This is a genomic window from Nonomuraea composti, assembly GCF_012034275.1.
In the GTDB taxonomy this organism is placed as follows: Bacteria; Actinomycetota; Actinomycetes; order Streptosporangiales; family Streptosporangiaceae; genus Nonomuraea; species Nonomuraea composti.
The window spans coordinates 149844-170911 of sequence record NZ_JAATEP010000008.1; the positions used below are offsets into that span (position 1 = coordinate 149844).

The following is a 21068-nucleotide window of genomic DNA, read 5'->3' on the forward strand; positions in this document are numbered from 1 at the left end:
CTCCTTGATCCGACGTCTCATCAGGTGGGCCGGCTCCTGATGGGAGAGGCAAAATGGAGTGGAGCGCTCCCGGTTACACGGAGATCAAGCAGCTCGGGGCGGGTGCCAGCGGGCGCGTCGTCCTCGCCGTGCACGACGAGACCGGCGTCAGGGTGGCGATCAAATACCTGTCCCAGGAGCTGGTGGGCAATCCCTCCGCCCTGCTCAGGTTCCAGTCGGAGGCCCGGCTGCTCACCACCCTGCGCGACCCGCACATCGCCACCCTGTGGGAGTACATCCAGGACGACGACGGCGCCGCCATCGTGATGGAGCTGGTCAACGGCGTCTCGCTGCGCGCCCTGTTACGCGAGAACGGCACGACCGAGCCCGAGGCCGCGCTCGTCGTCCTGAAGGGCTCCCTCCTGGGCCTGGCCAGGGCGCACTCCATGGGGCTCGTGCACCGCGACTACAAGCCCGAGAACGTGCTCGTCCGCGACGACGGGGCCAGCAAGCTCGTCGACTTCGGCATCGCCGTGCACCAGGGCACCGCCGCCCACCCCGAGGGCACGCCCCCGTACATGGCGCCCGAGCTGTGGGAGGGCCGCCCCGCCTCGCCCGCGACCGACGTGTACGCCGCCACCGCCGTCTTCTTCGAATGCCTGACCGGGCACCGGCCCTACCGCTCCACCGAGCCCAGCGTCCTGGGCTACCAGCACGTGCACGCCCCGGTGCCCTTCCACGACGCGCCCGAGCCCGTACGCGAGCTGATCCGGCGCGGGCTGGCCAAGGATCCGGCGCGGCGGCCCGACGGGGCGCTGACGTTCGTGGCGGAGCTGGAGGCCGTGGCCAGGGCCGCGTACGGGGAGGACTGGGAGGAGCGCGGCAGGCGGCGGCTGGCCGCGCTCGTCGCCCTGCTGGCGCTGCTGCTGCCCATGCCTCAGGCGGCGCCGCCCGAGACGGCCACGTCGCTGGCCCGGACCGTGTTCGACAACGTGCGCGGCCGGCTCGGTCGCAGCGCGCGCAGTGCCGTCCGGACGAACGGGCGGCGGCTGGCGATGGGCGGCGCCGTGAGCGCGGCGGCGGCCGTGGCCGTGGTGGTCGTGCTGGTCAACCGGCAGCCGCCGGAGCGCCCGGTCGGTGCGGCGGTGGTCGTGCCGCCCAGCCAGGTCACGACGGCGCCGGCCGCCGGGCCGCCGACCACGGAGGAGTCCGCGCCGCCGCGATCGGAGCCCGAGACCGGGCCCGAAGATGTCACAGGGCCCGAGATCACGCCGCAGGTCGTCCCGCAGACCTCCCCCGAGGCGGACCCGCCCCGCCCGCCGACCTTCCGCGCCCAGCCACCGACGACCAGCGGCCGTCCCACGACGAACCGGCCCACCACCACCGCGCCCACCACCACCGCGCCCACGACCCCCGCCACCACGCCTCCCACGACACCGGCCACGACCCCGCCCACCACGCCGACCACGACCCCGCCTACGACGCCGACCACGACTCCGCCGACCACGACTCCGCCGACCACCCCACCGACCACCCCACCGACCACGCCGCCGACGACGCCACCCACGACGCCGCCCACCACTCCCCCCACCGAGCAGCCGCCCCCGGTCACCTCGGTGCTCGGGGTGAGCGTGGGCGAGCTCACGATCGGCGAGAACGGCGTGGCGGCGGGCACGATCGGCGTGCGGACCAGCGGCACCGGCGCCGTCACCGCCACCGCGACCTGGACCGCGCCCGGCGAGGAGACCCACGTCGAGCGCCTGAGCCTCAGCGGCGCCGGCAGCTACGACCGGCGGCTGACCTGGTCGCTGGGCGAGGGGGCGTGCGGCAAGACGGTCACGCTGACCGTCACCACCTCCCCCGCGCCCGCCGGCGGCCCCCGCTCGGCGTCCGCGACGCTGCCGGCCTGCGCGACCAAGGTGACCGGGCTGAACGTCACGCTCGGCCTGCCCGCCGCCCCTGCACGTGCGGCGACCGCGCGGGTGCGGGTCACGGCGAGCGGCACGGGCGAGATCCCGCTCACCGCCCGGTTCGCGGTGGACGGGGAGCCGGTCTCCACCCGCTCCGCCACGTTGTCGGGCCGTACCTCCTACGACGAGACGTTCCGGCACGTGTTGCGGGCCCGCCCCTGCGGCTCGACGCTGTCGGTGCTGGTCAGCGCGGGCGGCATGACCGACACCGCGCGCGTCTCGGCGCCCTGCCCGACCCAGGTGAAGCGGGTCTCGATCGGCGAGGTCGGCACCAAGGGCGGGCTCAGCGCGCCGGTCAGCGTCACCACGGGCGACACCGGGCCGGTGCGGCTCACGGTCAGGTTCAGGGCCGGCAAGGCCACGAACACCCAGACGGTCACCCTGTCGGGCGACACCTCCTACAGCCGGACGTTCGGCTACGAGGCGCGGCTGCCCTGCGGCACGAGCTGGTCCGTGACGGCCTCCACCGCCCCGGCGGCGGCCGGCGGCAGCGCCACTCGCAGCGGCACCACGCCGAAGTGCCCCGAGCCGGAGCCGACCAAGGAGCCCACCAAGGAGCCCACCAAGGAACCGACCAAGCCGCCCACCAAGGAACCGACCAAGGAACCCACCAAGGAGCCCACGAGAGAGCCCACGAAGGAACCGGCCAAGGAACCCACCGGGAAGCCGACCCAGGAGGAGCCGAGCCCCGACACGCCCGGCACCCTTGAGTGATATTTCACCAGTTGTCGCATATCGGTAGCGGGAAAGCGGTTCCCTCTGGTTAAGCTACGGTCCGTTTGATGAGGGTGGGGGCCCACTGAACTCCAGAGGAGTCCGTTATGTACGGTGATGGGCCATGGGGGGTCCCCGGCTACACCGAGGTGCGCGAGCTCGGCTCGGGCGCGGCCGGTCGGGTGGTCCTGGCCAGGCGTGACTACGACGGCGCGGAAGTCGCCATCAAGTACCTCAGCGACGAGCTGAGATCCGACGTCGGGTTCGTCGCCCGGTTCCGGCACGAGGCCCGGTTGCTGGCCACGCTGCAGAGCCAGTACCACGCCCGGCTGATCGACTACGTCGAGGCCGGGCAGGGCGCGGCCATCGTCATGGAGCTGATCAACGGCGTGTCGCTGCGCGAGCTCCTCAGGTCCGAGGGGCCGACCGGCCCCGAGGCGGCGCTGACGGTGCTCAAGGGCTCGCTGCTCGGCCTGGCCTCCGCGCACGCGATCGGGGTCGTGCACCGCGACTTCAAGCCCGAGAACGTCATGGTGCGCGGCGACGGCACCAGCAAGCTCGTCGACTTCGGCATCGCTGTCCGCGTCGGCGACGAGGCCGGCGCCGCGGGCACGCCGCCCTACATGGCCCCCGAGCAGTGGGCGGGCTCGCCGGCCGGCCCCGCCACCGACGTGTACGCGGCCACCGTCGTCTTCTTCGAATGCCTCACGGGCATGCGCCCCTTCCGCGCGCCCAACATGGCGGCGCTGGCCCGGCAGCACCAGAGCGCGCCGCCGCCGGTCGAGGAGGTTCCCGCCCCGCTTCAAGGGCTGGTCGAGCGCGGCCTGGCCAAGGACCCGGCCGAGCGGCCGCCGTCCGCGGAGGCGTTCCTGACGGAGCTGGAGGCCGTCGCGGCGGAGGCGTACGGACCCGACTGGGAGGAGCGCGGGCGCCGCCGCCTGGCCGCCCTGGCGGGCCTGCTGGTGCTCCTGTTCCCCAGCGCGCTCGAGGAGCCCGCCGAGACGCAGACCTCGCTCGCCGAGACGCACTTCCCCGAGCCCACCCGCCTCCTGAGCAAGCTGCCCGCCAAGATCGCCCTGGGCGCCGTCGGCGTGGGCGTGCTGGTCGCCGCCGTCGTGGTCATCCTCACCTCCGGGTCCGCCGAGCCGGTGCTCCAGGCGGGCACCAGCTCCGTCACGCCCACCACCACGGAGGCGCTCACGCCCGAGCCCGAGGAGACCGTCCCCGAGGAGACGCCCGAGGAGAGCACCGAGCCCACCCTCGACCCGACCACCCCCGACCCCACCCCGACGGACACGGCCACCGCCGCGCCGCCGGTCGTCCAGCCGACCGCCACCGCCAAGCCCACCAAGACGGCCACCCCCACCCCCGTCAAGACGCCGCGCAAGACCAGGAAGCCCACCCCCAGCCGCACCCCCACCTCGACGCCGGCACCGACCCCCGAGCCCGAGATGAGCGGCGAGGTGGACGACCGCACGCCCACCACCAGGCCCACCACGCCGAGCGCCACCCCGACCCCGGTCCCGGTGACCCCGACCCCTCCGCGCACCACCGCCACGACCCCGACGGAGGAGCCCGGCGGCGGCGAAGAGAGCCCCACCGTCACCCCCGAGGACACGCCACGGAGGGAAGCCGCCGGCGCACTGCTCGCGCTCGGCCTGGTGACGACGGGCGGCCTACCGGTCACACTTGCGGTGAGGCGCCGGATGGCGGGACGCCACAGAAGGAAGCGTTGAACACGGCCGGGGGGCAACGGCGATGGACAACCCTGGAAACGGAATCGCCGGGTTCCGGCTCACCGAGCACACCTGGATGACCGAGCTCGGCAACTGGATCGACGCCATCTCACCCGACGGCCGCAGGGCCGGCGCCCTGCTGTTCGATCCCAAGCTCATCGGCCTGCCCGGCGTGCGCGAGCGCGTCGTCCAGGCGGTCATGGCCGACCAGCGGCTCGTGCTGGCCGGGCTGACCGGGCTGATCCCCGTCGCCGACGTCGTGGCGGCCGGCGACCAGGTGTGGCTGCTCACCGCGCAGGCGGTCCGGCCCACGCTGGCCGACCTGCTCGCCGCCGGGCCGGTCGACCCGAACGGGGCGGCGTCCTCGCTGGTGGAGACCGCCCAGACGCTGCTCGCGCTGCACGCGGCCGGGGTCACCCACGGCTCGGTGCACCCGGGCACGGTGGTGATCACCTCGGAAGGCGTCTCGCTGCTGTCGGAGCGCGGCCTGTCCGACGCCATCCGCGCCCAGGTCTCGCCGCGCGAGCGTGACGCCGCCGGCTGGGCCTCCCTGGCCCGCGGCCTGGCCGCCTCCTTCGGCCGCGACGCGCCCGAGGCGGCCGAGCTGTTCGAACGCGTCGCCGCCACCGCCCAGACCCTGGGCCTCGGCACCGCCCGCGACCTGCTGGTCAACGAGCGGGGGCGGCTGCCCGGCGGCCGGATCAGCAGGGACGGGCTGGCCAGGGCGGCACGCGGGCGGTCCGCGTTCGCGCAGCCGCACTCGTACGGGGCGGCGCCGATCGTGACACCTCGGGACGAGGGCGACATCGTCACGCTCCTGCACGTGCCGGGCCAGCCGGCGAGCCCACTCCCGTACGGCACGGACCCCGCACCCGATCACGGCACGGGACCTTCGACAGGGCCGCTCCAGTTCGGGCCCGGTGTCGGCACGCAGCCGCAGGAGCCCGAGACGCCCGCCCAGCGCATCTGGCGGGAGGGCCGCGGCGAGGCGGACACCGTGCACCGCCCCGGCCGCCGCCCGCCCAAGGCGTCGCGGGCGCGACGCCGGCGGACGGTCCTCTCCACGGCCGTTCTCGCCGTGATCATGGCGGGAGCGATCCTGGCCTGGTTCAAGCTGGGCAACGCGCCCGACCTGGCGGTGAAGTCGATCGACGTGGTGGCGCCGAAGAAGACGCAGGGCTGCGGCAGCGCCGTGGTGATCAAGGGCACCGTCGTGACCAACGGGGCGCCCGGGGAGATCACCTACGAATGGCGTAAGAACCTGGACAAGGAAGTCGTCAAGGGAACGCTGCGCACGAAGGACGGCCAGACGTCGTACACCGTGCCGCTGAGGTGGACGTTGCAGGGCAAGAGCAACGTCAAGGCCACCGCGACGCTGCGGGTCCTCACCCCGGGGCCGGTCATCACGGACAAGGCGAGCTTCACGTACAAGTGTTGATCGCTCGTCCACCAATGCATCTCAAAGCGGTTCTTACTAATCTGGCGAGCATGACCACGCAGACCCCCGCGGGCTGGTACCCGGACCCCTACGGAGAGCCCCGGCTCCGCTGGTGGGACGGCAACCAGTGGACGGACGCCACTCACGCCCAGGAGCCGGGTCCGGCCCAGACCCAGCCGTCCTCCGGGCCCCAGCAGCCCCAACCGCAGTTCCAGCCGCAGCCCCAGACGGGCCCCGGCTGGGCGGCGACGCCGGCGAACCCCACGGCCCAGTTCGGCCAGCCGACCTACGGGCAGGGCGCCTACGGCGCGCCCACGGCGCCCACCCAGCAGCAGCCGCAGTGGCCCGGCGGCCCGCTGCCCGGCCCCGGCTACGGCCCCCCGCCGCCCAAGCAGGGCAACCCGCTGCCGTGGGTGTTCGGCGGCCTGGCGGCGCTGCTCGTGCTCGCGTTGATCGTGGTCGGCGGCATCTTCTTCATCAACCGCGGCGACTCCGGCAGCATCGCCCAGCCGGAGCAGTCCGACACGTACGAGCCGCGGCAGCCGCCCAGCAACGAGCCGCCGTCGCAGCAGCAGCCCCTGCCCAGCCAGGGCGGCCAGTTCCCCGAGCCGGTCGACGGCGTCGTCACCGACCCGCGCGCCGGCGTCTCCTTCCAGGTGCCCGACGGCTGGAAGGTCGCCGCCCCCGCCGACGTCAACAGCGGCAGCCCCACCGACCAGCAGTTCACCGCCGGGGTGAAGGCCGTCTCCCAGGAGAACTACGAGGGCGACGGCGACTGGATCGGCAACGTCTACACCGGCGTGCTGAACGAGCTCTACCCGTACACCGGCGTCGCCGGCATGGGCGACACGGCCAAGGCCGTGTTCGTGCACTTCTCCACGCAGTACTACCAGCTCGCGCACGAGAGCCAGATCGTCTCCGACAAGGCCATGAAGATCGGCGACCGGGACGGGTGGGTGCTGCAGTTCCAGCTGGACTTCTCCAAGATCTCCGAGGAGAAGGGCTACAAGTGGAAGAAGGAGAACGGGGCCATCGTGCTGATGGATCGCGGCCAGGGCCAGAGCCCGGCGATCGTCTACGTGTCCGTACCCGACAATCTCGGCACCGACGTCGTCGGCAAGGTGCTCAGCTCACTCAAGCCCGCCTGACCGGTGGCACTAGGCTGGTGGGGTAACAAGCGGGCGGATTGCTCCGAGCCGCTGGGCGAGGAGATCGAATGAGTGACTTGCTGGTCTGGATCGACTGCGAGATGACCGGGCTCGACCTGAGCCGCGACGCGCTCGTCGAAGTGGCGTGCGTCATCACCGACAGCGAGCTCAATCAGCTGGACGAGGGCGTCGACGTGGTCATCAAGCCGCCGCCGGAGTCACTGGAGCAGATGTCGCAGGTCGTACGCGAGATGCACACCGCCTCGGGGCTGCTGCCCGAGCTGGCGGGCGGCGTGACGCTGTCCGAGGCGGAGTCGCTGGTGCTCGACTACATCCGCCGCCACGTGCCCGAGCCGAAGAAGGCACCGCTGTGCGGCAACTCCATCGGCACCGACCGCACGTTCATCGCGCGCGACATGCCCGGGGTGGATGCCTATTTGCACTATCGGATGGTCGACGTCTCGTCGATCAAGGAGCTCGTCCGGCGGTGGTACCCCCGGGTCTACTTCGCCGCGCCCGAAAAGCAGGGCGGACACCGTGCTCTGGCCGATATCACCGAGAGCATCAGGGAGCTGCGCTACTACCGCTCGGCCATCTTCGTGGGCCAGCCCGGCCCCGACTCGGCCACCGCGAGAGCACTCGCCGAGCGTGTCACGGGCTAAACCAGTGGCGTAAAGACTCCCGAATCCCGCTACACTTTTCCTGTGCCGCCACGACAACGGGTGGCCGTGGTGGGTGTAGCTCAGTTGGCAGAGCGCCAGGTTGTGGTCCTGGATGTCGAGGGTTCAAGTCCCTTCACTCACCCCAAGCCGAACGGCCGGTCCATGAGGACCGGCCGTTCGCGTTTTCTTCCGAGCAACCCCCCAAATCATGACAATGCGGGTTATGCTCGCTGTCTAACGCTAACGCCGGCAGCACGGGGGCCATCGGCGATCTTGACAGTCTGCGCGCCCCCGGAGGCCGGATGAGAGTCGACGACGCAGCTTTCGATAGCGTGTTCACGTCCTTGAGCAAGCGCGAGGCCGAGGTCATGGACCTGATCGCCACAGGCCAGTCCAACGGCCAGATCGCACAACGACTGTTCCTCAGCGAGAAGACGGTCAAGAACCACGTCAACCGGATCTACGCCAAACTCGGGGTCGACTCGAGGGTCACCGCCATCGGGCTCTGGCGGTCACGCCGGCAGTAGCGATCGGCGCCAGCTCTCGCCCACCTCCCGCGCGCCGCAACCTAGCCGGGAGGCCACCCCAACACGCGCCCACGACCGCGGCATGGCCCCGGCACGGCCCCGCTTGCCGCGGCCACCATGCACGGCGCGCACTGGCGGTGCCTTGCCACCGTGCCCACCACCGGGCTGGCCACCGTGCGCGCTGCGCCGGGCTCCACCGCGCACCGTCCCGCCGACGCGGCGCCCGGACCGGCCCACGTGGCGGCACCGGGACGGGCCCGCGTCACAATGGCCGCGCAGCCCCGCACCCGCACCCACACGTACCGTGCAGCCCAGCACCCGCCCGGCCGCCGCGCGCCAGGGTCGGGACCGCGGCACCGTGCGTCGCGGCGCCAGGATCGGCCCACGTTGGTCAGCCGGGTTTGATGCGGCGGCCCGTGAGGCGGGTGGGGATGATTTTGAGGTACTGCTGGCGCTCCCCGCCCACCCAGGGTTCCACGCCGGTGGCGACGGCGGCGGCGCGTTCGTCGGCCTCCGTGACGTGGTGCAGGGAGCCTTGGGCGAGGACGCTCCAGCCGCCGCGGGTCAACTCTTCGATGCGGTCGACTTCGAAGGCCACCTTGTATTCCACGTCCTGCATGCCGGTGCGCAGGTCTTGGTCGGTGGTGCCGCCGGGTTCGGTGCGGAAGACGATGGCGCCGTCGCTCAGCCGGAAGTTGACGGGCAGGACGGTGGGGCCGTAGCGGCCGTCGAAGGCGATGCGGCCGACGCCGCCGGGCCGCAGCAGGTGGAGGCATTCGGATTCGGACAGGGTGACCAGCTCGGGGTGGGGGGAGGCGGGGCCGGTGCCGGACGGGGTTTCGGTGACCTCGCCGAGCAGGTCCTCCACGGTGGTGTCGAGGGCGGAGGCCAGTTTGGTGAGCGTCTCACGGATGGAGGGGCCGTCCTCCAGGTAGGTGATGTAGCCGGCCTCGATGCCGGTGCGTTCGGCGAGTTCTTCGCGGGTGAGGCCGAGTTCGTCGCGTCGCCGCGCGATGCGGCGGCCGAGGCGTTCGATGGTGGTTACCTGCTGAGACATGCGGCGATCTCCTCCTTCGTGGTCACGGTAACCACCTTTCCCCGCGGTCTACGGGACCAGACGTTTCGGGCGCTTCCGGCGCTGGGCGGGTTTAAGAGAAGCTGGTGGTGCCATTGACATCCATGAGCCCGTTGCGGGGGAAGGAGAGATCATGGTGCAGAGAGCGCGGGTCGTCGTCGTGGGGGCCGGCTTCGCCGGGCTGGCCGCGACGCGGGAGCTGGCCAGGGCGGGAGCGCTGGTGACGCTGGTCGACCGGAACCCGTATGCGACCTTTCAACCCCTCCTCTACCAGGTGGCGACGGCCGGGATGGGCACGGGCGACGTGTCGTACCCGATCAGGACGTTCGCCGCGAAGTGGCCGAATGTGCGGGCCCGCCGGGCCGCGTTGAGCAAGCTGCTGCCGGACGAGCGGCGGGTGGAGCTGGACGACGGCGGGTCGCTCGACTACGACTATCTGGTGCTCGCCACGGGCGTGACCACGAACTGGCTGAACGTGCCGGGCGCGCGGGAGAACTCGCTGCCGATCTACTCCCTCGGCGACGCGGCGGCCCTGCGGCGGCGGTTGCAGCACTACCTGGAGGACACCGCGGCGGGCCGGCGGGAGAGCACGCACGTGGTGGTGGTCGGGGCGGGCGCGACCGGGGTCGAGACGGCGGGCACGCTGGCGGAGCTGCGCCGCAAGACGCTGCCGCTGACGCATCCTGAGGTGCGGCCGGACCAGACGAGCGTGACGCTGGTGGAGCGCTTCGACTACGTGCTGGCGCCGTACAAGCCGCGGCTGCGCGACGCGGCGGCGCAGGCGCTGCGCAAGCGGGGCGTGCGGCTGCGGCTGGGCTCCACCGTGGCGGGCGTGGAGCCGGACGCGGTGCTGCTGGAGGACGGCACGCGGCTGGCCAGCGACGTGACGGTGTGGGCGCTGGGCGTCACCGCGCCGCCCGAGGTGGGCTCGTGGGGGCTGGAGCAGGGCAAGGGCGGCCGGATCACGGTCACCGAGGCGCTGAACGTGCCGGGGCGGCCGGAGATCTTCGTGGCCGGCGACCTGGCGGGGCCGCCGCATCCGCTGCCGCAGCTCGCGCAGCCGGCGATCCAGATGGGCAAGCACATCGGCAAGCAGATCGCCGCGATGGCCAAGGGCGGGCAGCCGCGGCCGTTCTCGTACCGGGATCCGGGGATCATGGCGACGGTCGGGAAGGCCGAGGCGGTGCTGCAGCTGGAGAACGGGCTGACGGTGCGCGGGCTGCCCGCCTGGCTGGCGTGGATCTTCATTCACGTGGCGTACCTGCTGGGCGGGCGCAACCGGCTGAGCGTGCTGCTCAACTTCTTCTGGAGGTACGCCGGCCCGCATCGCAGCCGGGCCAGCGTCACCCAGTGAGAAACACCGTTACAGGGCGGCCGACAGCGCGGCCAGGCCGAGGTCGAGGTCGGCCTCGGGGATGTTGAGCGCGGGGCGCAGCCGTACGGACGTGGGGCCGCAGGGCAGCACCAGCACGCCGTGCTCCTCCCGCAACCGGGTCACCAGCGCGTCGCGGGTGGCCTGGTCGGGCAGGTCGAAGGCGCACATCATGCCGCGGCCGCGCACGTTCGACAGGGATTGCGGGCGCTCGGCCTCCAGCTTGGACAGCCGTTCGAGCAGGACGCCGCCGACGGTGGCGGCGCGCGCGATCAGCCCGTCACGCTCGATGATCTCCAGGAGGCCGCGGCTGCGCACCATGTCGACCAGGCCGCCGCCCCACGTGGAATTGATCCGGCCGCTCTGCTGGAAGACGTTCCCGGGCACCTCGTCCACCCTGCGCCCGGCCATGATGCCGCCGACCTGCACCTTCTTGGCGAACGCGACGATGTCGGGCGCCAGCCCGAGCTGCTGGTAGGCCCAGGGCGTGCCGGTGGTGCCGCCGCCGGTCTGCACCTCGTCGAGGACGAACAACGCGTCGTGCTCGTGGCACAGGCGCTGCATGGCCTGGAGGAACTCGGGCCGCATGTGGTTGTCGCCGCCCTCTCCCTGGATGGGCTCGGCGATGAAGCAGGCGATGTCGTGCGGATGCCGTTCGAACGCCGCGCGCGCCTGCGCCAGCGCCCGCTCCTCGGCGGCCTCGACGTCGCCGAAGTGGATGGCGGGCACGTCGATGCGCGGCCAGTCGAACTTGGGGAACCGGTCGGTCTTGCCCGGCTCGGTGTTGGTGAGGCTCAGCGTGTAGCCGCTGCGGCCGTGGAACGCCTTGGTCAGGTGCATGACCTTGGTGCCGAGGTCGCGGGAGCGTCCGGCGGCCTCGTTGCGGCGGCTCTTCCAGTCGAACGCGGTCTTGAGCGCGTTCTCGACGGCCAGGGCGCCGCCCTCGACGAAGAACAGGTGGGGCAGGTCGGGGTCGCCCAGGACGCGGACGAAGGTGTCGACGAAGTCCGCCAGGTGCTCGGTGTAGATGTCGGGGTTGGCCGGTTTGTTGCGGGCCACCTGGCCGAGCAGGCGGGCGTGGTCGGGGTCGAAGGGCGGGTTCACCCCGAGGGGGGCCGAGGCGAAGAAGGTGTAGAAGTCGAGGTAGCGGCGGCCGTCGCGGGCGTCGACCAGCCAGGAGCCGTGGCTGAGCTCCAGGTCGAGCACGAGGCGGTAGCCGTCGACGAGCAGGTGGCGGGCAAGGCGAGCGTGTACGTCCATGGCACCTCCACAGTGGGTGGAAGCCTGGCATTCCTCTTGCGGAACACGGCTATATATAGAAAATTTACGGCACACCTGCCTTCGGCGTGAAGTTCTTCACCCGGAGCGACAGCGCGATCATCGCGATGCCGTACAGGACGGCGAAGGCGCCGATCAGCCAGACGAGGCTGAGCAGGCCGGCGCCCGGCCAGATGAGCAGGAGCACGCCGAAGATCACCGATAGCGCGCCGCCGACGATGAACATCCACTCGTTGTCGATGAGCTTGCGCAGGTGGATGCCCGCCACGATCTCGGAGACGCCGGTCAGTATCGCCCAGAATGCCACGACGTAGAGCAGGGCCACAGAGGTGATGCCGGGCCAGACGAACGCGACGATGCCGGCCAGGATGCCGAGGACGCCGGAGGTGAGGAGCCAGGCGCGCGACCGGGTGCCGTGCCGGAATCCGGCGAACAGCGCGAAGATGCCGCTGACGAGGGCGTACGCGCCGAAGAAGGTCACCAGGACGAGCAGCGTGATGCCCGGCCAGATGAGGGCCAGGATGCCGAAGATGACGGCCGCCAGGCCCCTGACGAGCAGCAGCCACCATGTCCGCGAGAGTTCCCCCATGCTGGTCTGCTTTCCGGCTTTTGCCCGGAAACAGACCAGCGGTGGGTCAAATGTCGGCGATCAGCCCCAGGCGACCAGGCCCAAGCGACCAGGCCCAGGCGACCAGGCCCGGGTGATCAGGCGCGGGTGATCAGGCGCGGGTGATCAGGCCCAGGTGATCATGAGCCCTTGACCAGGCCGAAGGCGGTGCGGACCACGCCGAGCTGCTCGTCGGTCGTCTGCGGCTTGAGCGGCTTGCCGGGGTCGGCGGCCATGGTGGTGACGACGTACGCCTTCCCCTCCGGGGTACGCGCGAGGAAGCTCAGGTCCGACACCCCCGGCTCCGACCCGCCCTTGAACCACCGGACCGGCCACCGCGCCGGGTCCAGCCCGACCCCGGCGTCGTTGATCGACATGATCTCGCCGATCCGCCGGTCGCCCAGCTTCACCAGGCCCGCGTACGCCCGGCAGACCTCCTCCGGGGAGGCGTACCACTCCAGGGAGCCCAGCTCGCGCGGCTCGGTCCACATCTTGATCTTCGACAGCGGCACCGCGGCCACGACCTTCTCCAGGTAGGCCCGCTGCTTCGCGTCGCCGAGCGAAAGGTACCGCCTGGCGTGGCCGGGGTAACCGGCGCCCTTGAGCACGAACATGTCGCGCGTGGTCAGGAGCGGCACGTTGCGCTCGTCGCGGACGCCCCACGCGCGCATGGTGCGCTCGACCGCCTTGCGGCCCACCTTGTGGATCAGCAGGTCGGTGGCGGTGTTGTCGCTGATGGAGATCATCAGCTTGGCGGCCTCCAGCACGGTGACCTGGCTGCCGTCGGGGCGGTTCTGCAGCTCGCCGGACGGCAGGCTCTTCAGCTCGGGCTTGATCGTGAGCTTGGTGTCCCAGCCGAGGGCGCCGCTTCTGACGCGTTCGGCCACGGCGCCCAGCACGTACAGCTTGACCATGGAGCCGAGCGGGCGCCGCTCGCGGGCGGCGACGGCGTGGGCGGGGCGGCAGGTGCCGTCGGGGGCGAGCTCGGCCGCCAGGAAGCCGGCCTGCGGGGAGATGGCGCGCAGCCGCTCGTCCAGCTCGGCCCAGGTGCGCGGGTCGGCCTGGGTGAACATCAGGCCGACCATGAGGCCGGCGGCGTCCACGGTGATCACGATGTTGAACGACTCGGCGCCCACGGCGGCCTGCGCGACCAGGTACGCGTTCTTGGAGGACACCACGCGCTCCAGCCGCACGCCCTTGAGGCCGGCCAGGGTCTGGTTGATCTGCGCGGGCGGCACGCTCTTGAGGAAGGCGGCGGTGAAGTGACCGGACAGCTCGCTCTCCGCGACGGGCGCGCGGGTGGCCGCGTCGAGCAGCCAGCCGAGCTGGCGTCCCGCCGGAGTGCCGGGGATCTCGGGGGTGGCGGCGATCGGCGCGTCCGTGGTGCCGGCGTGGACGGGCCCGCCGGCGCAGGCCGTCAGGGCGATCGCCGCCGCGGCCGCCGCGAGGACCCGCACGGGCTTCGACGGAGTGTGCATGACGAGGGCTCCCTTTCAGAGATCGGCTTCGTGGCTCCAGCCAACTCGCGCGGGCGCGCCCGCCGCCACCGTGCGAGCCGCCGTTCGGGACGGTGCGGAAGGCCGCCGGAAATATGCGGATAACCTCATAGACGCTCCCCCGAACAGCTCGTCACGATGGGGCCCTATGAGTTCCAGGCTGGTGGCCGGGCCGCTGGCGTTGATCGCCGCCGCCGGAGTCGTGGCCGGGCCGCTGCTGGAGAGCGGGCTGCCCGCCCCGCCGCAGCAGTGGGTGTTCGCCGTGCTCTGCCTGCCGCTGCCCGCGCTGGGCTGGCTGCTGGCCGTCAGGCGGCCCGAGCTGCGCTACGGCTGGCTGCTGCTGGCCGCCGCCCTGGCGCTCGGCCTGAGCGTGCTCGGCATCGGCCTGTCGGCCCGTGGCGACGGGCACGTGCTGCTCACCGCACTCATCGCGCTCAGCGCCGTGTTCTACGGGCTGACCTGGATCTTCGTGCCCCTGCTGTTCCCCGACGGGCGGCTGCCGTCCCGCCGGTGGCGGGCCGTCGCGTGGCTCTCGGGCGGCGCGATCGCCCTGCACGCGGCCGGGAACGTGGCCTACGGCTACGACCCGTACCACCTGCCCGCCTGGCCGCTGTCGCCCGTGCGGCTGGCCGGCGCGCTCGTCTCGGCGGCCGGGCAGCTCACCACGTGGGTCATGGCGGTGGTCGTGCTCTGCGGCCTGGTCGTGCGGTGGCGGCGCAGCGAACGGGCGGAGCGCGGCCAGTACGCCTGGATGGTCGGCGGCATGGCCGCGACCGCGGTCGGAGCGGTGCTGCTGTCGCTGTTCCACTTCGGCGGCCTGCGGTACGGGGCCGTCGGGCTGGTCGGGGTGCTGGCCGTGGTGGGCTCGCTGCCGGCCGCCATCGCCGTGGCGGTGGTGCGGCACCGGCTGCTCGACGTCCGGGTGGGGCTGCGCGGCTCGCGCCTGCACCTGGTGTTCGACCTGCGGCCCACGGTGGACGAGGTGCTGTCCGACCTCGGCACGGCGCTGGAGCAGACGCCCGAGCCGGTCGAGCAGCTGGCCCGGCTGGCGGCGGCCGTACGGACCGGGCTGGACCTGCGGTGGGCGGCGGTGACGCTGGCCGACGGCACGCGCGTCGTCTCCGGCGAGCAGGAGGGCCCGCCGGTGCTGGAGCTGCCGGTACGCGGCGGCCGCATCGAGTGCGGGCCCCGCGACGCCGGCCCGCTGACCCGCGTGGACCGGCGGCTCCTGGAGGCGCTGGCCGTGCCCGCCGGGCTGGCCATCCAGAGCGCCGGGCTGGTCACCCGCCTGGTCAACGCCCAGGAGGCCGAGCGGCGCCGCATCGAGCGCAACATCCACGACGGCGTGCAGCAGCAGCTCGTCGCCCTCATCGCCGGCCTGGAGCTGGCCAGGGCGACCGGCGCGGGCCCCGAGATGCTGGCGAACCTGCGCGAGCAGGCCCGCCAGACCCTCGCCGACCTGCGCGAGCTGGCCGCCGGCATCCACCCGTCCGCGCTCAGCCAGGGCGGCCTGGTGGAGGCCGTGGAGGAGCGCTGCTCGCGCCTGCCCGTACGGACGACGGTGGCCTCTCCCCCGTCGCTGCGGGCCAGGCGCTTCGCCGACGAGATCGAGGGCGCGATGTACTTCACGGTGAGCGAGGCCGTGGCGAACGCGCTCAAGCACGCGGGCGCGTCCGCCGTCGAGGTCCGCCTGGCGCTGGACGGCGGCCGGCTGCGCGCCACCGTGGCCGACGACGGCAAGGGCTTCGACCCGCGCACGCCGGCCCGCCGGGGGCTGGCCACGCTGGAGGACCGGCTGGACGCGCTGGGCGGGTGCCTGACGGTGCACAGCGAGCCGGGGAAGGGGACACGAGTGGAGGCGTGGGTGCCGGTCGATGGGTGAGCGGATCCGTACGGTGGTGGCGGACGACCACTACCTGGTGCGCGAGGGCACCCGGCAGTTGCTGGAGCTGTCGGGCGAGGTGACGGTCGTGGGCGCGGTGGGCGATGCCGACGAGCTGCTCGACGCCGTCCGCAGGCTCGGCCCCGACGTCGTGATCACCGACATCCGGATGCCGGGGGGCGACTGGCGGCAGGGCTTCGAGGGCATCGACGCCGCCCACCGCATCCGCTCCGCGCACCCTCGGGTGGGGGTGGTGGTGCTGTCGCAGTTCTCGGACGCGTTGTTCGCGTTCGAGCTGTTCAAGCACGGCACCGAGGGGTTCGCGTACCTGCTCAAGGACCGGGTCGGCGACCTCGACGAGCTGCTGGGGGCGATCAGGGCGGTGGCCTCGGGCGGCTCGGTCATCGACCCGAAGGTGGTGGAGGGCCTGCTGGCCCGGCGCGACGTGCGGGGCCAGCAGGAGGCCCTGACCCCGCGGGAGCGGGACGTGCTGCGCGAGATGGCCCACGGCCGGACGAACTCCGCCATCGCGCGGGCCCTGCACCTGTCGATCTCCTCGGTGGAGAAGAACGTGAACGCCATCTTCACCAAGCTCGGCCTGGAGAACAGCGGCGACGTGCACCGGCGGGTGGCGGCGGTGCTGGCCTACCTGGGCCCTGAACCGACTCAGGAGCGGTAGGCGAGGCGCCGCAGCAGGATCTCGGCCGGGCCCCGGTGGCCGACGCGCCGCATCAGGTCGGCCAGGCGCAGCGAGACCAGCCACGTCATGGCCGCCACCAGCGCGGCGCCGGCCAGGCCGAGGTGGTCCTGGAGGCCCAGCCCGTACGGGGAGAAGACGGCGACGAACGCCACGGACTGGAAGAGGTACATGGTCATCGAGCGCCGCCCGAGCGCCTCGACCATGGTGGTGAGCCGGCTGCGCCGCCGCTGCGCCCGGATCGCGACGAGGGCGACGAGCGCCGCCAGGCCGATGCCGCCCGCGTACCCGGTGAGGGGCTGGACCAGCGCGGCCGCCGACAGGGCCGCGGGTGACGGCTCGGCCCACATCCCGGTCTGGACGAGGGCGGCGGGCAGGGAGCCGGCGACGGACACGGCGGTGGTGGCGACGGCGGCGCGCAGCAGGAGGCGGCGGTGCCGGGCGGGCTCCTCCAGGTAGCGGCGGCGGGCCGCCCACATGCCCAGCACGATGGCGGGCACGACCACGAGACCGCCGGCCACCAGGCCGAAGGGCCAGGCCGTGAGCCGGTCGGCGAGCAGGGCCCAGAAGCCCTCGCCGGCGACCGCGACGCTGCCCGCCGTGTAGGTGGGCAGGCCCTGCGACATCGGGAACCACAGGCCGGCCCCGGCGACGGCGGTGGCGGGCACGAGCGTGAGCCCGGCCGTCCACAGCAGGGCCCGGTCTCCCCGTCGCGGCAGGCCGGCCAGCACGACGGAGGCCAGGCCGTAGACGGCGAGGATGTCGAGCGGGACCAGCAGCACCACGTGCGCGAGGCCGAGGGCGACGAGCCACCGGCCGCGCCGCCGCAGCAGCCTGCGCCCGCCCACCTCATCGGCGCCGGAGCGGCCGAGCAGCTGCACCAGCGCGTAGCCGAACAGGAAGGCGAACATCGGCCGCGCGTGGTTGTTGACGAAGAGGAAGCAGAAGAGGTCGGTGATCGTGTTGAGCGCCTCGGGGCCGCGCCGCACGTCGGTCACGTACAGGGGCGCGTGCGCGAGCGCGATGGCCAGCAGCATCGCGCCGCGGGCCAGGTCGGGGGCGAGGGCCCGCTCCTCGGTGGCGCGCGGCGGGCCCGGCGCCACCGTCGTGGTGGTCATGTGTCCTCCTCGGGACAGGGGCGTCAGCCGCCGGCGGCCGAGCTCCTGGCCGCCTCGATGCTCTTGCGCAGCGCCGTGGTGACGGGCTCGACGGGCGTCGCGAGCTGCTCGATCCGCTGCCGCCGCAGGTGCGCCTCGCGCCGGCCCAGGACGTCCTTCATGCGGGCCGCCGCGGCCAGCGCCGCCAGGACGCGGACGTCCCGCTCCAGCCGCTCGGCCGAGCCGCCCCCGCGGATGGCCCGGCCGACCCGCTCGGCGAGCCTGCGCGTCAGGTACGCCTTGCGCGGCACGACCCGCTCCACGGGGATGAACAGCACCCAGCGCCGCTCCACCCTGATCAGCCGGTCGTGGGCCAGCTCGTCACGCACGAGGCGGACCGTCTTCGCGTGGTCCTTGCCGACCCAGTGCCGCCAGGAACGCGGCCGCGAGGCGGAGACCTGCTCCCACACGAGCGCCCGCAGCGAGCCCTTCGGCGCGCCCGCGGGCGGCCGCACCGCCCGCGCCTTGCCCGACTCGTCGGCCAGGCACCCCTCCAGCAGCAGCTCGGCCAGGGCCGCGGCGCGCAGCAGGTAGCCCAGCTCGCCGCGGTTGGCCAGCCGCTCCTTGCGCAGGTCGAAGGCCAGCAGGAAGGCCGCGCGCGGCAGGCTCTCATCCTGTTTCACCGGCGTCTCCATCCGCTTCTTCCCCCTCTGACTCCTTGCGGGGCCGGCCGCGCGGGCGGATCCGGCCCACGCCCTCCGGCAGCCGCCCCGCCTCTGACAGCGCCCTGCGCAGCAGGAACTCGATCTGGGAGTTGGTGCTGCGCAGCTCGTCGGACGCCCATCTGGACAGCGCGTCGTGGACCACCGGGTCGAGCCGCAGCAGGATCTTCTTGCGTTCGCTCATCACTGGTAGAGGGTGCCCGTGTTCACCACGGGCTGGGTGTCGCGATCACCCACCAGCACCACGAGCAGGTTGCTGACCATGGCCGCCTTGCGCTCCTCGTCCAGCTCGACCACGTCGTGCTCGGCGAGCTTGGCCAGCGCCATCTCGACCATGCCGACGGCGCCCTCGACGATCCGCTGCCGGGCCGCCACGACCGCGCCGGCCTGCTGGCGGCGCAGCATCGCGTGGGCGATCTCGGGCGCGTACGCCAGGTGGATGATGCGCGACTCGATGACCTTCACCCCGGCGGAGGCGACGCGCGCGGCGATCTCCGTGGAGAGCTGGTCGTTGATCTCGTCGGCGTTGTCGCGCAGCGACAGGCGCGGCTCGCCGTGGGCGTCGTACGGGTAGGTGCCGGCGATGTGCCGCACCGCCGTCTCGGCCTGGATGGCGACGAACTCCACGAAGTCGTCCACCTCGAACACGGCCTGCGCGGTGTCCTGAACCTGCCAGACGACGACGGTGGCGATCTGGATGGGGTTGCCGTCGGCGTCGTTGACCTTGGTGACGTCGGTCTCGTGGTTGCGGATCCTGGTGGAGACCCGGCGGCGCACGGTGATCGGGTTGACCCACTGGAAGCCGGGGGTGCGCAGGGTGCCGACGTACCGGCCGAGGAGCTGCACCACCCTGGCCTCGCCGGGCGCCACGGCGGTGAGCCCGAACAGCATGAAGAACCCGGCCAGCGTCGCGAGGACGCCCAGGACGAGCAGCGCGAGCCCGGCCGTCCCTGAGTCTGAGGCGAGCATGGCGATGCCCAGGACGAGCACCGCGAGCCCGGCCAGCCCCAGCACGGTCGCCACGCTCAGCATCACGAACCCGTTGGCGGCCTTGACCGGCCGCTCGTAGGTGTGCGGCGCGGGCATGTCGACCACGCCGCCCTCCAGTGTGTTGACCATCGCTTCCCCCTTCCCTGTAGGTGACTTCATCTTGCTAGCAAAGTGATATCACTTTTTTGGCGGCCGGGGAAGGGCCGGTAGGGCTGGCACTACCGTGCTTCCGGGTGAGGGCGGCAATGCCCCGGCCCCACGATCCCCCTAGGGTTTCTCGCATGCGGAGAACGGCGTTGATCGCGGGCCTGCTCGGGCTCGCCGCGATGGTGACCGGCTGCGGCATCGCGGAGCACAACGAGGACACCGTGGCGTACGACGTCACGGACAAGGTGGCGGCCCTGCACGTCGAGACCGACTCCGGCCGGATCGAGGTGGTCGAGTCGGAGCGCGCCGGCATCCACGTGAGCGAGCGGCTGACCTGGAGCAAGGACAAGCCCACGACCACCCACGAGGTACGCGGCGACACGCTGGAGCTGGCCTTCACCTGCCCCACCAGCTGGGGGTTCGGCGCCGCCGTGGTGTCCTGCGACGTCGGCTACCAGGTCGAGGTGCCCAAGGGGCTGCGCGTCAAGCTGGGCACCGACTCGGGCGACATCACGCTGAAGGGCCTGTCGGGCACGGTGGAGGCCACGAGCGACTCGGGCACCATCGAGGCCGACGGGCTGACGGCCGGCCGCGTCGTGACGAAGACGGACTCGGGAGACGTGCGGCTGGCCTTCACGGGGCGGCCGGACCAGGTCAAGGCCACCACCGACTCAGGAAGGACCGAGGTCCGCGCGCCGGAGGGGCCCTACGCGATCAAGGCCAGGACCGACTCGGGCGGCAAGGAGATCAAGGCGACCTCCGACCCCTCCGCGCCGCGCTCGATCGAGGTGAGCAGCGACTCGGGCGACCTGCTGGTCGCGACGTTCTGACCTCAGCCGTGGGAGTAGACCACGATCGACACCGCGATGTACTGCACCAGGTAGGCGGCGATCGTGAACGCGTGGAAGACCTCGTGGAAGCCGAACCAGCGGGGTGCCGGATCGGGGCGGCGCAGGCCGTACACGACGGCTCCGGCCGAGTAGAAGACGCCGCCCACGGCCACCAGCACGACGGCCGCCACCCCGGCGCCCTCCAGGAGCTGCGGCATGACGAAGATCGCGGCCCAGCCCAGCGCCAGGTACAGGACCGTGTAGAGCCAGCGCGGCGCGTTCATCCACAGCACCCGGAACAGCACGCCCGCGAGCGCCCCGCCCCAGATGACGGAGAGCACCGCCACGCGGGCCGCGCCGTCGAGCGCCAGCAGCGCGAACGGGGTGTAGGTGCCGGCGATGATCAGGTAGATGTTCGCGTGGTCGACCCTGCGCAGGAACTCCGCCAGCCGGGGGCCCAGCGTGCTGCGGTGGTAGGTGGCCGAGATGCCGAACAGCAGCGCCGAGGTGATGGCGTAGATCGACGAGGCCAGCCGGGCCTGCAAGGTCGGGCCCAGCGCCACGAGCACGAAGCCGGCGATCAACGTCACGGGCAGTGCTCCGGTGTGCAACCAGCCTCGCAGCCTGGGCTTAACGGTGATGGTCGTCATGCAACCTACGGTACCGTAGGTTGCAAAAGCCGCGAACCTGTGCCGACCCGC

At 72.5% G+C, this 21068-nt stretch carries 19 protein-coding genes and 1 tRNA gene; 11 read left to right on the forward strand and 9 right to left on the reverse strand.

Annotated features, from left to right (window positions below):
* Nucleotides 1-53 precede the first annotated feature (53 nt).
* The 7 genes from HCN51_RS58095 to HCN51_RS13890 all read left to right on the forward strand — a co-directional run bounded on the left by HCN51_RS58095 (nt 54) and on the right by HCN51_RS13890 (nt 8174).
* Entirely contained in the window at nt 54-2663 is a 2610-nt protein-coding gene (locus HCN51_RS58095; protein ID WP_206066980.1) for a serine/threonine-protein kinase, read from the forward strand.
* Nucleotides 2664-2770: 107 nt separating this feature from the next.
* Nucleotides 2771-4399: a serine/threonine-protein kinase gene (locus HCN51_RS13865; protein ID WP_168010059.1), complete on the forward strand. Its 1629-nt coding sequence runs from the start codon at nt 2771-2773 to the stop codon at nt 4397-4399.
* A 22-nt stretch (nt 4400-4421) separates the two neighbouring features.
* Nucleotides 4422-5837 carry a protein kinase family protein gene (locus HCN51_RS13870; RefSeq protein ID WP_168010060.1) on the forward strand — a complete coding sequence of 472 codons (1416 nt, stop codon included), beginning with the start codon at nt 4422-4424 and terminating at the stop codon, nt 5835-5837.
* Between the two features lie 50 nt (nt 5838-5887).
* Nucleotides 5888-6985 (forward strand): DUF2510 domain-containing protein, encoded by a 1098-nt coding sequence (locus tag HCN51_RS13875; RefSeq protein WP_168010061.1) that lies wholly within the window; start codon nt 5888-5890, stop codon nt 6983-6985.
* Nucleotides 6986-7053: 68 nt separating this feature from the next.
* Nucleotides 7054-7647, forward strand: a complete 594-nt coding sequence (orn, locus tag HCN51_RS13880; protein WP_080045734.1) for an oligoribonuclease — start codon at nt 7054-7056, stop codon at nt 7645-7647.
* A gap of 69 nt (nt 7648-7716) precedes the next feature.
* A tRNA-His gene (locus tag HCN51_RS13885) sits at nt 7717-7792 on the forward strand.
* 199 nt (nt 7793-7991) lie between these two features.
* Nucleotides 7992-8174 carry a LuxR C-terminal-related transcriptional regulator gene (locus HCN51_RS13890; protein ID WP_240972793.1) on the forward strand — a complete coding sequence of 61 codons (183 nt, stop codon included), beginning with the start codon at nt 7992-7994 and terminating at the stop codon, nt 8172-8174.
* Nucleotides 8175-8565: 391 nt separating this feature from the next.
* Here HCN51_RS13890 and HCN51_RS13895 read toward each other — a convergent pair whose 3' ends face one another.
* Nucleotides 8566-9231, reverse strand: coding sequence for a helix-turn-helix domain-containing protein (locus HCN51_RS13895; protein WP_168010062.1), 666 nt, complete (start codon nt 9229-9231; stop codon nt 8566-8568).
* 151 nt (nt 9232-9382) lie between these two features.
* On the opposite strand from HCN51_RS13895, the gene HCN51_RS13900 reads away from it, so the two are divergent.
* Nucleotides 9383-10603, forward strand: a complete 1221-nt coding sequence (locus HCN51_RS13900; protein WP_080045730.1) for an NAD(P)/FAD-dependent oxidoreductase — start codon at nt 9383-9385, stop codon at nt 10601-10603.
* A gap of 9 nt (nt 10604-10612) precedes the next feature.
* Here the strand turns inward: HCN51_RS13900 and lat are convergent, their stop codons facing one another.
* The 3 genes from lat to HCN51_RS13915 all read right to left on the reverse strand — a co-directional run bounded on the left by lat (nt 10613) and on the right by HCN51_RS13915 (nt 13984).
* Nucleotides 10613-11881: an L-lysine 6-transaminase gene (gene lat / locus HCN51_RS13905; RefSeq protein ID WP_168010063.1), complete on the reverse strand. Its 1269-nt coding sequence runs from the start codon at nt 11879-11881 to the stop codon at nt 10613-10615.
* Between the two features lie 64 nt (nt 11882-11945).
* Nucleotides 11946-12488 carry an HdeD family acid-resistance protein gene (locus HCN51_RS13910; protein WP_168010064.1) on the reverse strand — a complete coding sequence of 181 codons (543 nt, stop codon included), beginning with the start codon at nt 12486-12488 and terminating at the stop codon, nt 11946-11948.
* A gap of 158 nt (nt 12489-12646) precedes the next feature.
* On the reverse strand, nt 12647-13984 hold the full coding sequence (locus tag HCN51_RS13915) for a serine hydrolase (RefSeq protein ID WP_168010065.1): 1338 nt from the start codon (nt 13982-13984) through the stop codon (nt 12647-12649).
* 166 nt (nt 13985-14150) lie between these two features.
* On the opposite strand from HCN51_RS13915, the gene HCN51_RS13920 reads away from it, so the two are divergent.
* Both HCN51_RS13920 and HCN51_RS13925 read left to right on the forward strand, forming a co-directional pair.
* Nucleotides 14151-15884 carry a sensor histidine kinase gene (locus tag HCN51_RS13920; protein WP_168010066.1) on the forward strand — a complete coding sequence of 578 codons (1734 nt, stop codon included), beginning with the start codon at nt 14151-14153 and terminating at the stop codon, nt 15882-15884.
* Entirely contained in the window at nt 15877-16563 is a 687-nt protein-coding gene (locus HCN51_RS13925; protein WP_080045725.1) for a response regulator transcription factor, read from the forward strand. Before HCN51_RS13920 ends, HCN51_RS13925 begins: the two co-directional genes overlap by 8 nt.
* Here HCN51_RS13925 and HCN51_RS13930 read toward each other — a convergent pair.
* From HCN51_RS13930 to HCN51_RS13945, 4 genes are read right to left on the reverse strand one after another with little or no spacing between them, the layout of a single operon-like run.
* Nucleotides 16551-17699, reverse strand: a complete 1149-nt coding sequence (locus tag HCN51_RS13930; protein WP_168010067.1) for a DUF418 domain-containing protein — start codon at nt 17697-17699, stop codon at nt 16551-16553. The genes HCN51_RS13925 and HCN51_RS13930 overlap by 13 nt on opposite strands.
* Before the next feature lie 23 nt (nt 17700-17722).
* On the reverse strand, nt 17723-18361 hold the full coding sequence (locus tag HCN51_RS13935; RefSeq protein WP_168010068.1) for a GPP34 family phosphoprotein: 639 nt from the start codon (nt 18359-18361) through the stop codon (nt 17723-17725).
* Nucleotides 18348-18584: a type II toxin-antitoxin system antitoxin gene (locus HCN51_RS13940; protein WP_080047564.1), complete on the reverse strand. Its 237-nt coding sequence runs from the start codon at nt 18582-18584 to the stop codon at nt 18348-18350. Before HCN51_RS13940 ends, HCN51_RS13935 begins: the two co-directional genes overlap by 14 nt.
* A complete protein-coding gene (locus tag HCN51_RS13945; RefSeq protein WP_168010069.1) occupies nt 18584-19519 on the reverse strand; it encodes an SPFH domain-containing protein in 936 nt (311 codons plus the stop codon). The genes HCN51_RS13940 and HCN51_RS13945 overlap by 1 nt, the downstream gene beginning before the upstream one ends.
* A gap of 152 nt (nt 19520-19671) precedes the next feature.
* On the opposite strand from HCN51_RS13945, the gene HCN51_RS13950 reads away from it, so the two are divergent.
* Complete coding sequence (locus HCN51_RS13950) at nt 19672-20367, forward strand: DUF4097 family beta strand repeat-containing protein (protein WP_168010070.1); 696 nt, start codon at nt 19672-19674, stop codon at nt 20365-20367.
* A gap of 2 nt (nt 20368-20369) precedes the next feature.
* Here the strand turns inward: HCN51_RS13950 and trhA are convergent, their stop codons facing one another.
* On the reverse strand, nt 20370-21017 hold the full coding sequence (trhA, locus tag HCN51_RS13955) for a PAQR family membrane homeostasis protein TrhA (protein WP_168010071.1): 648 nt from the start codon (nt 21015-21017) through the stop codon (nt 20370-20372).
* Nucleotides 21018-21068: the final 51 nt, after the last annotated feature.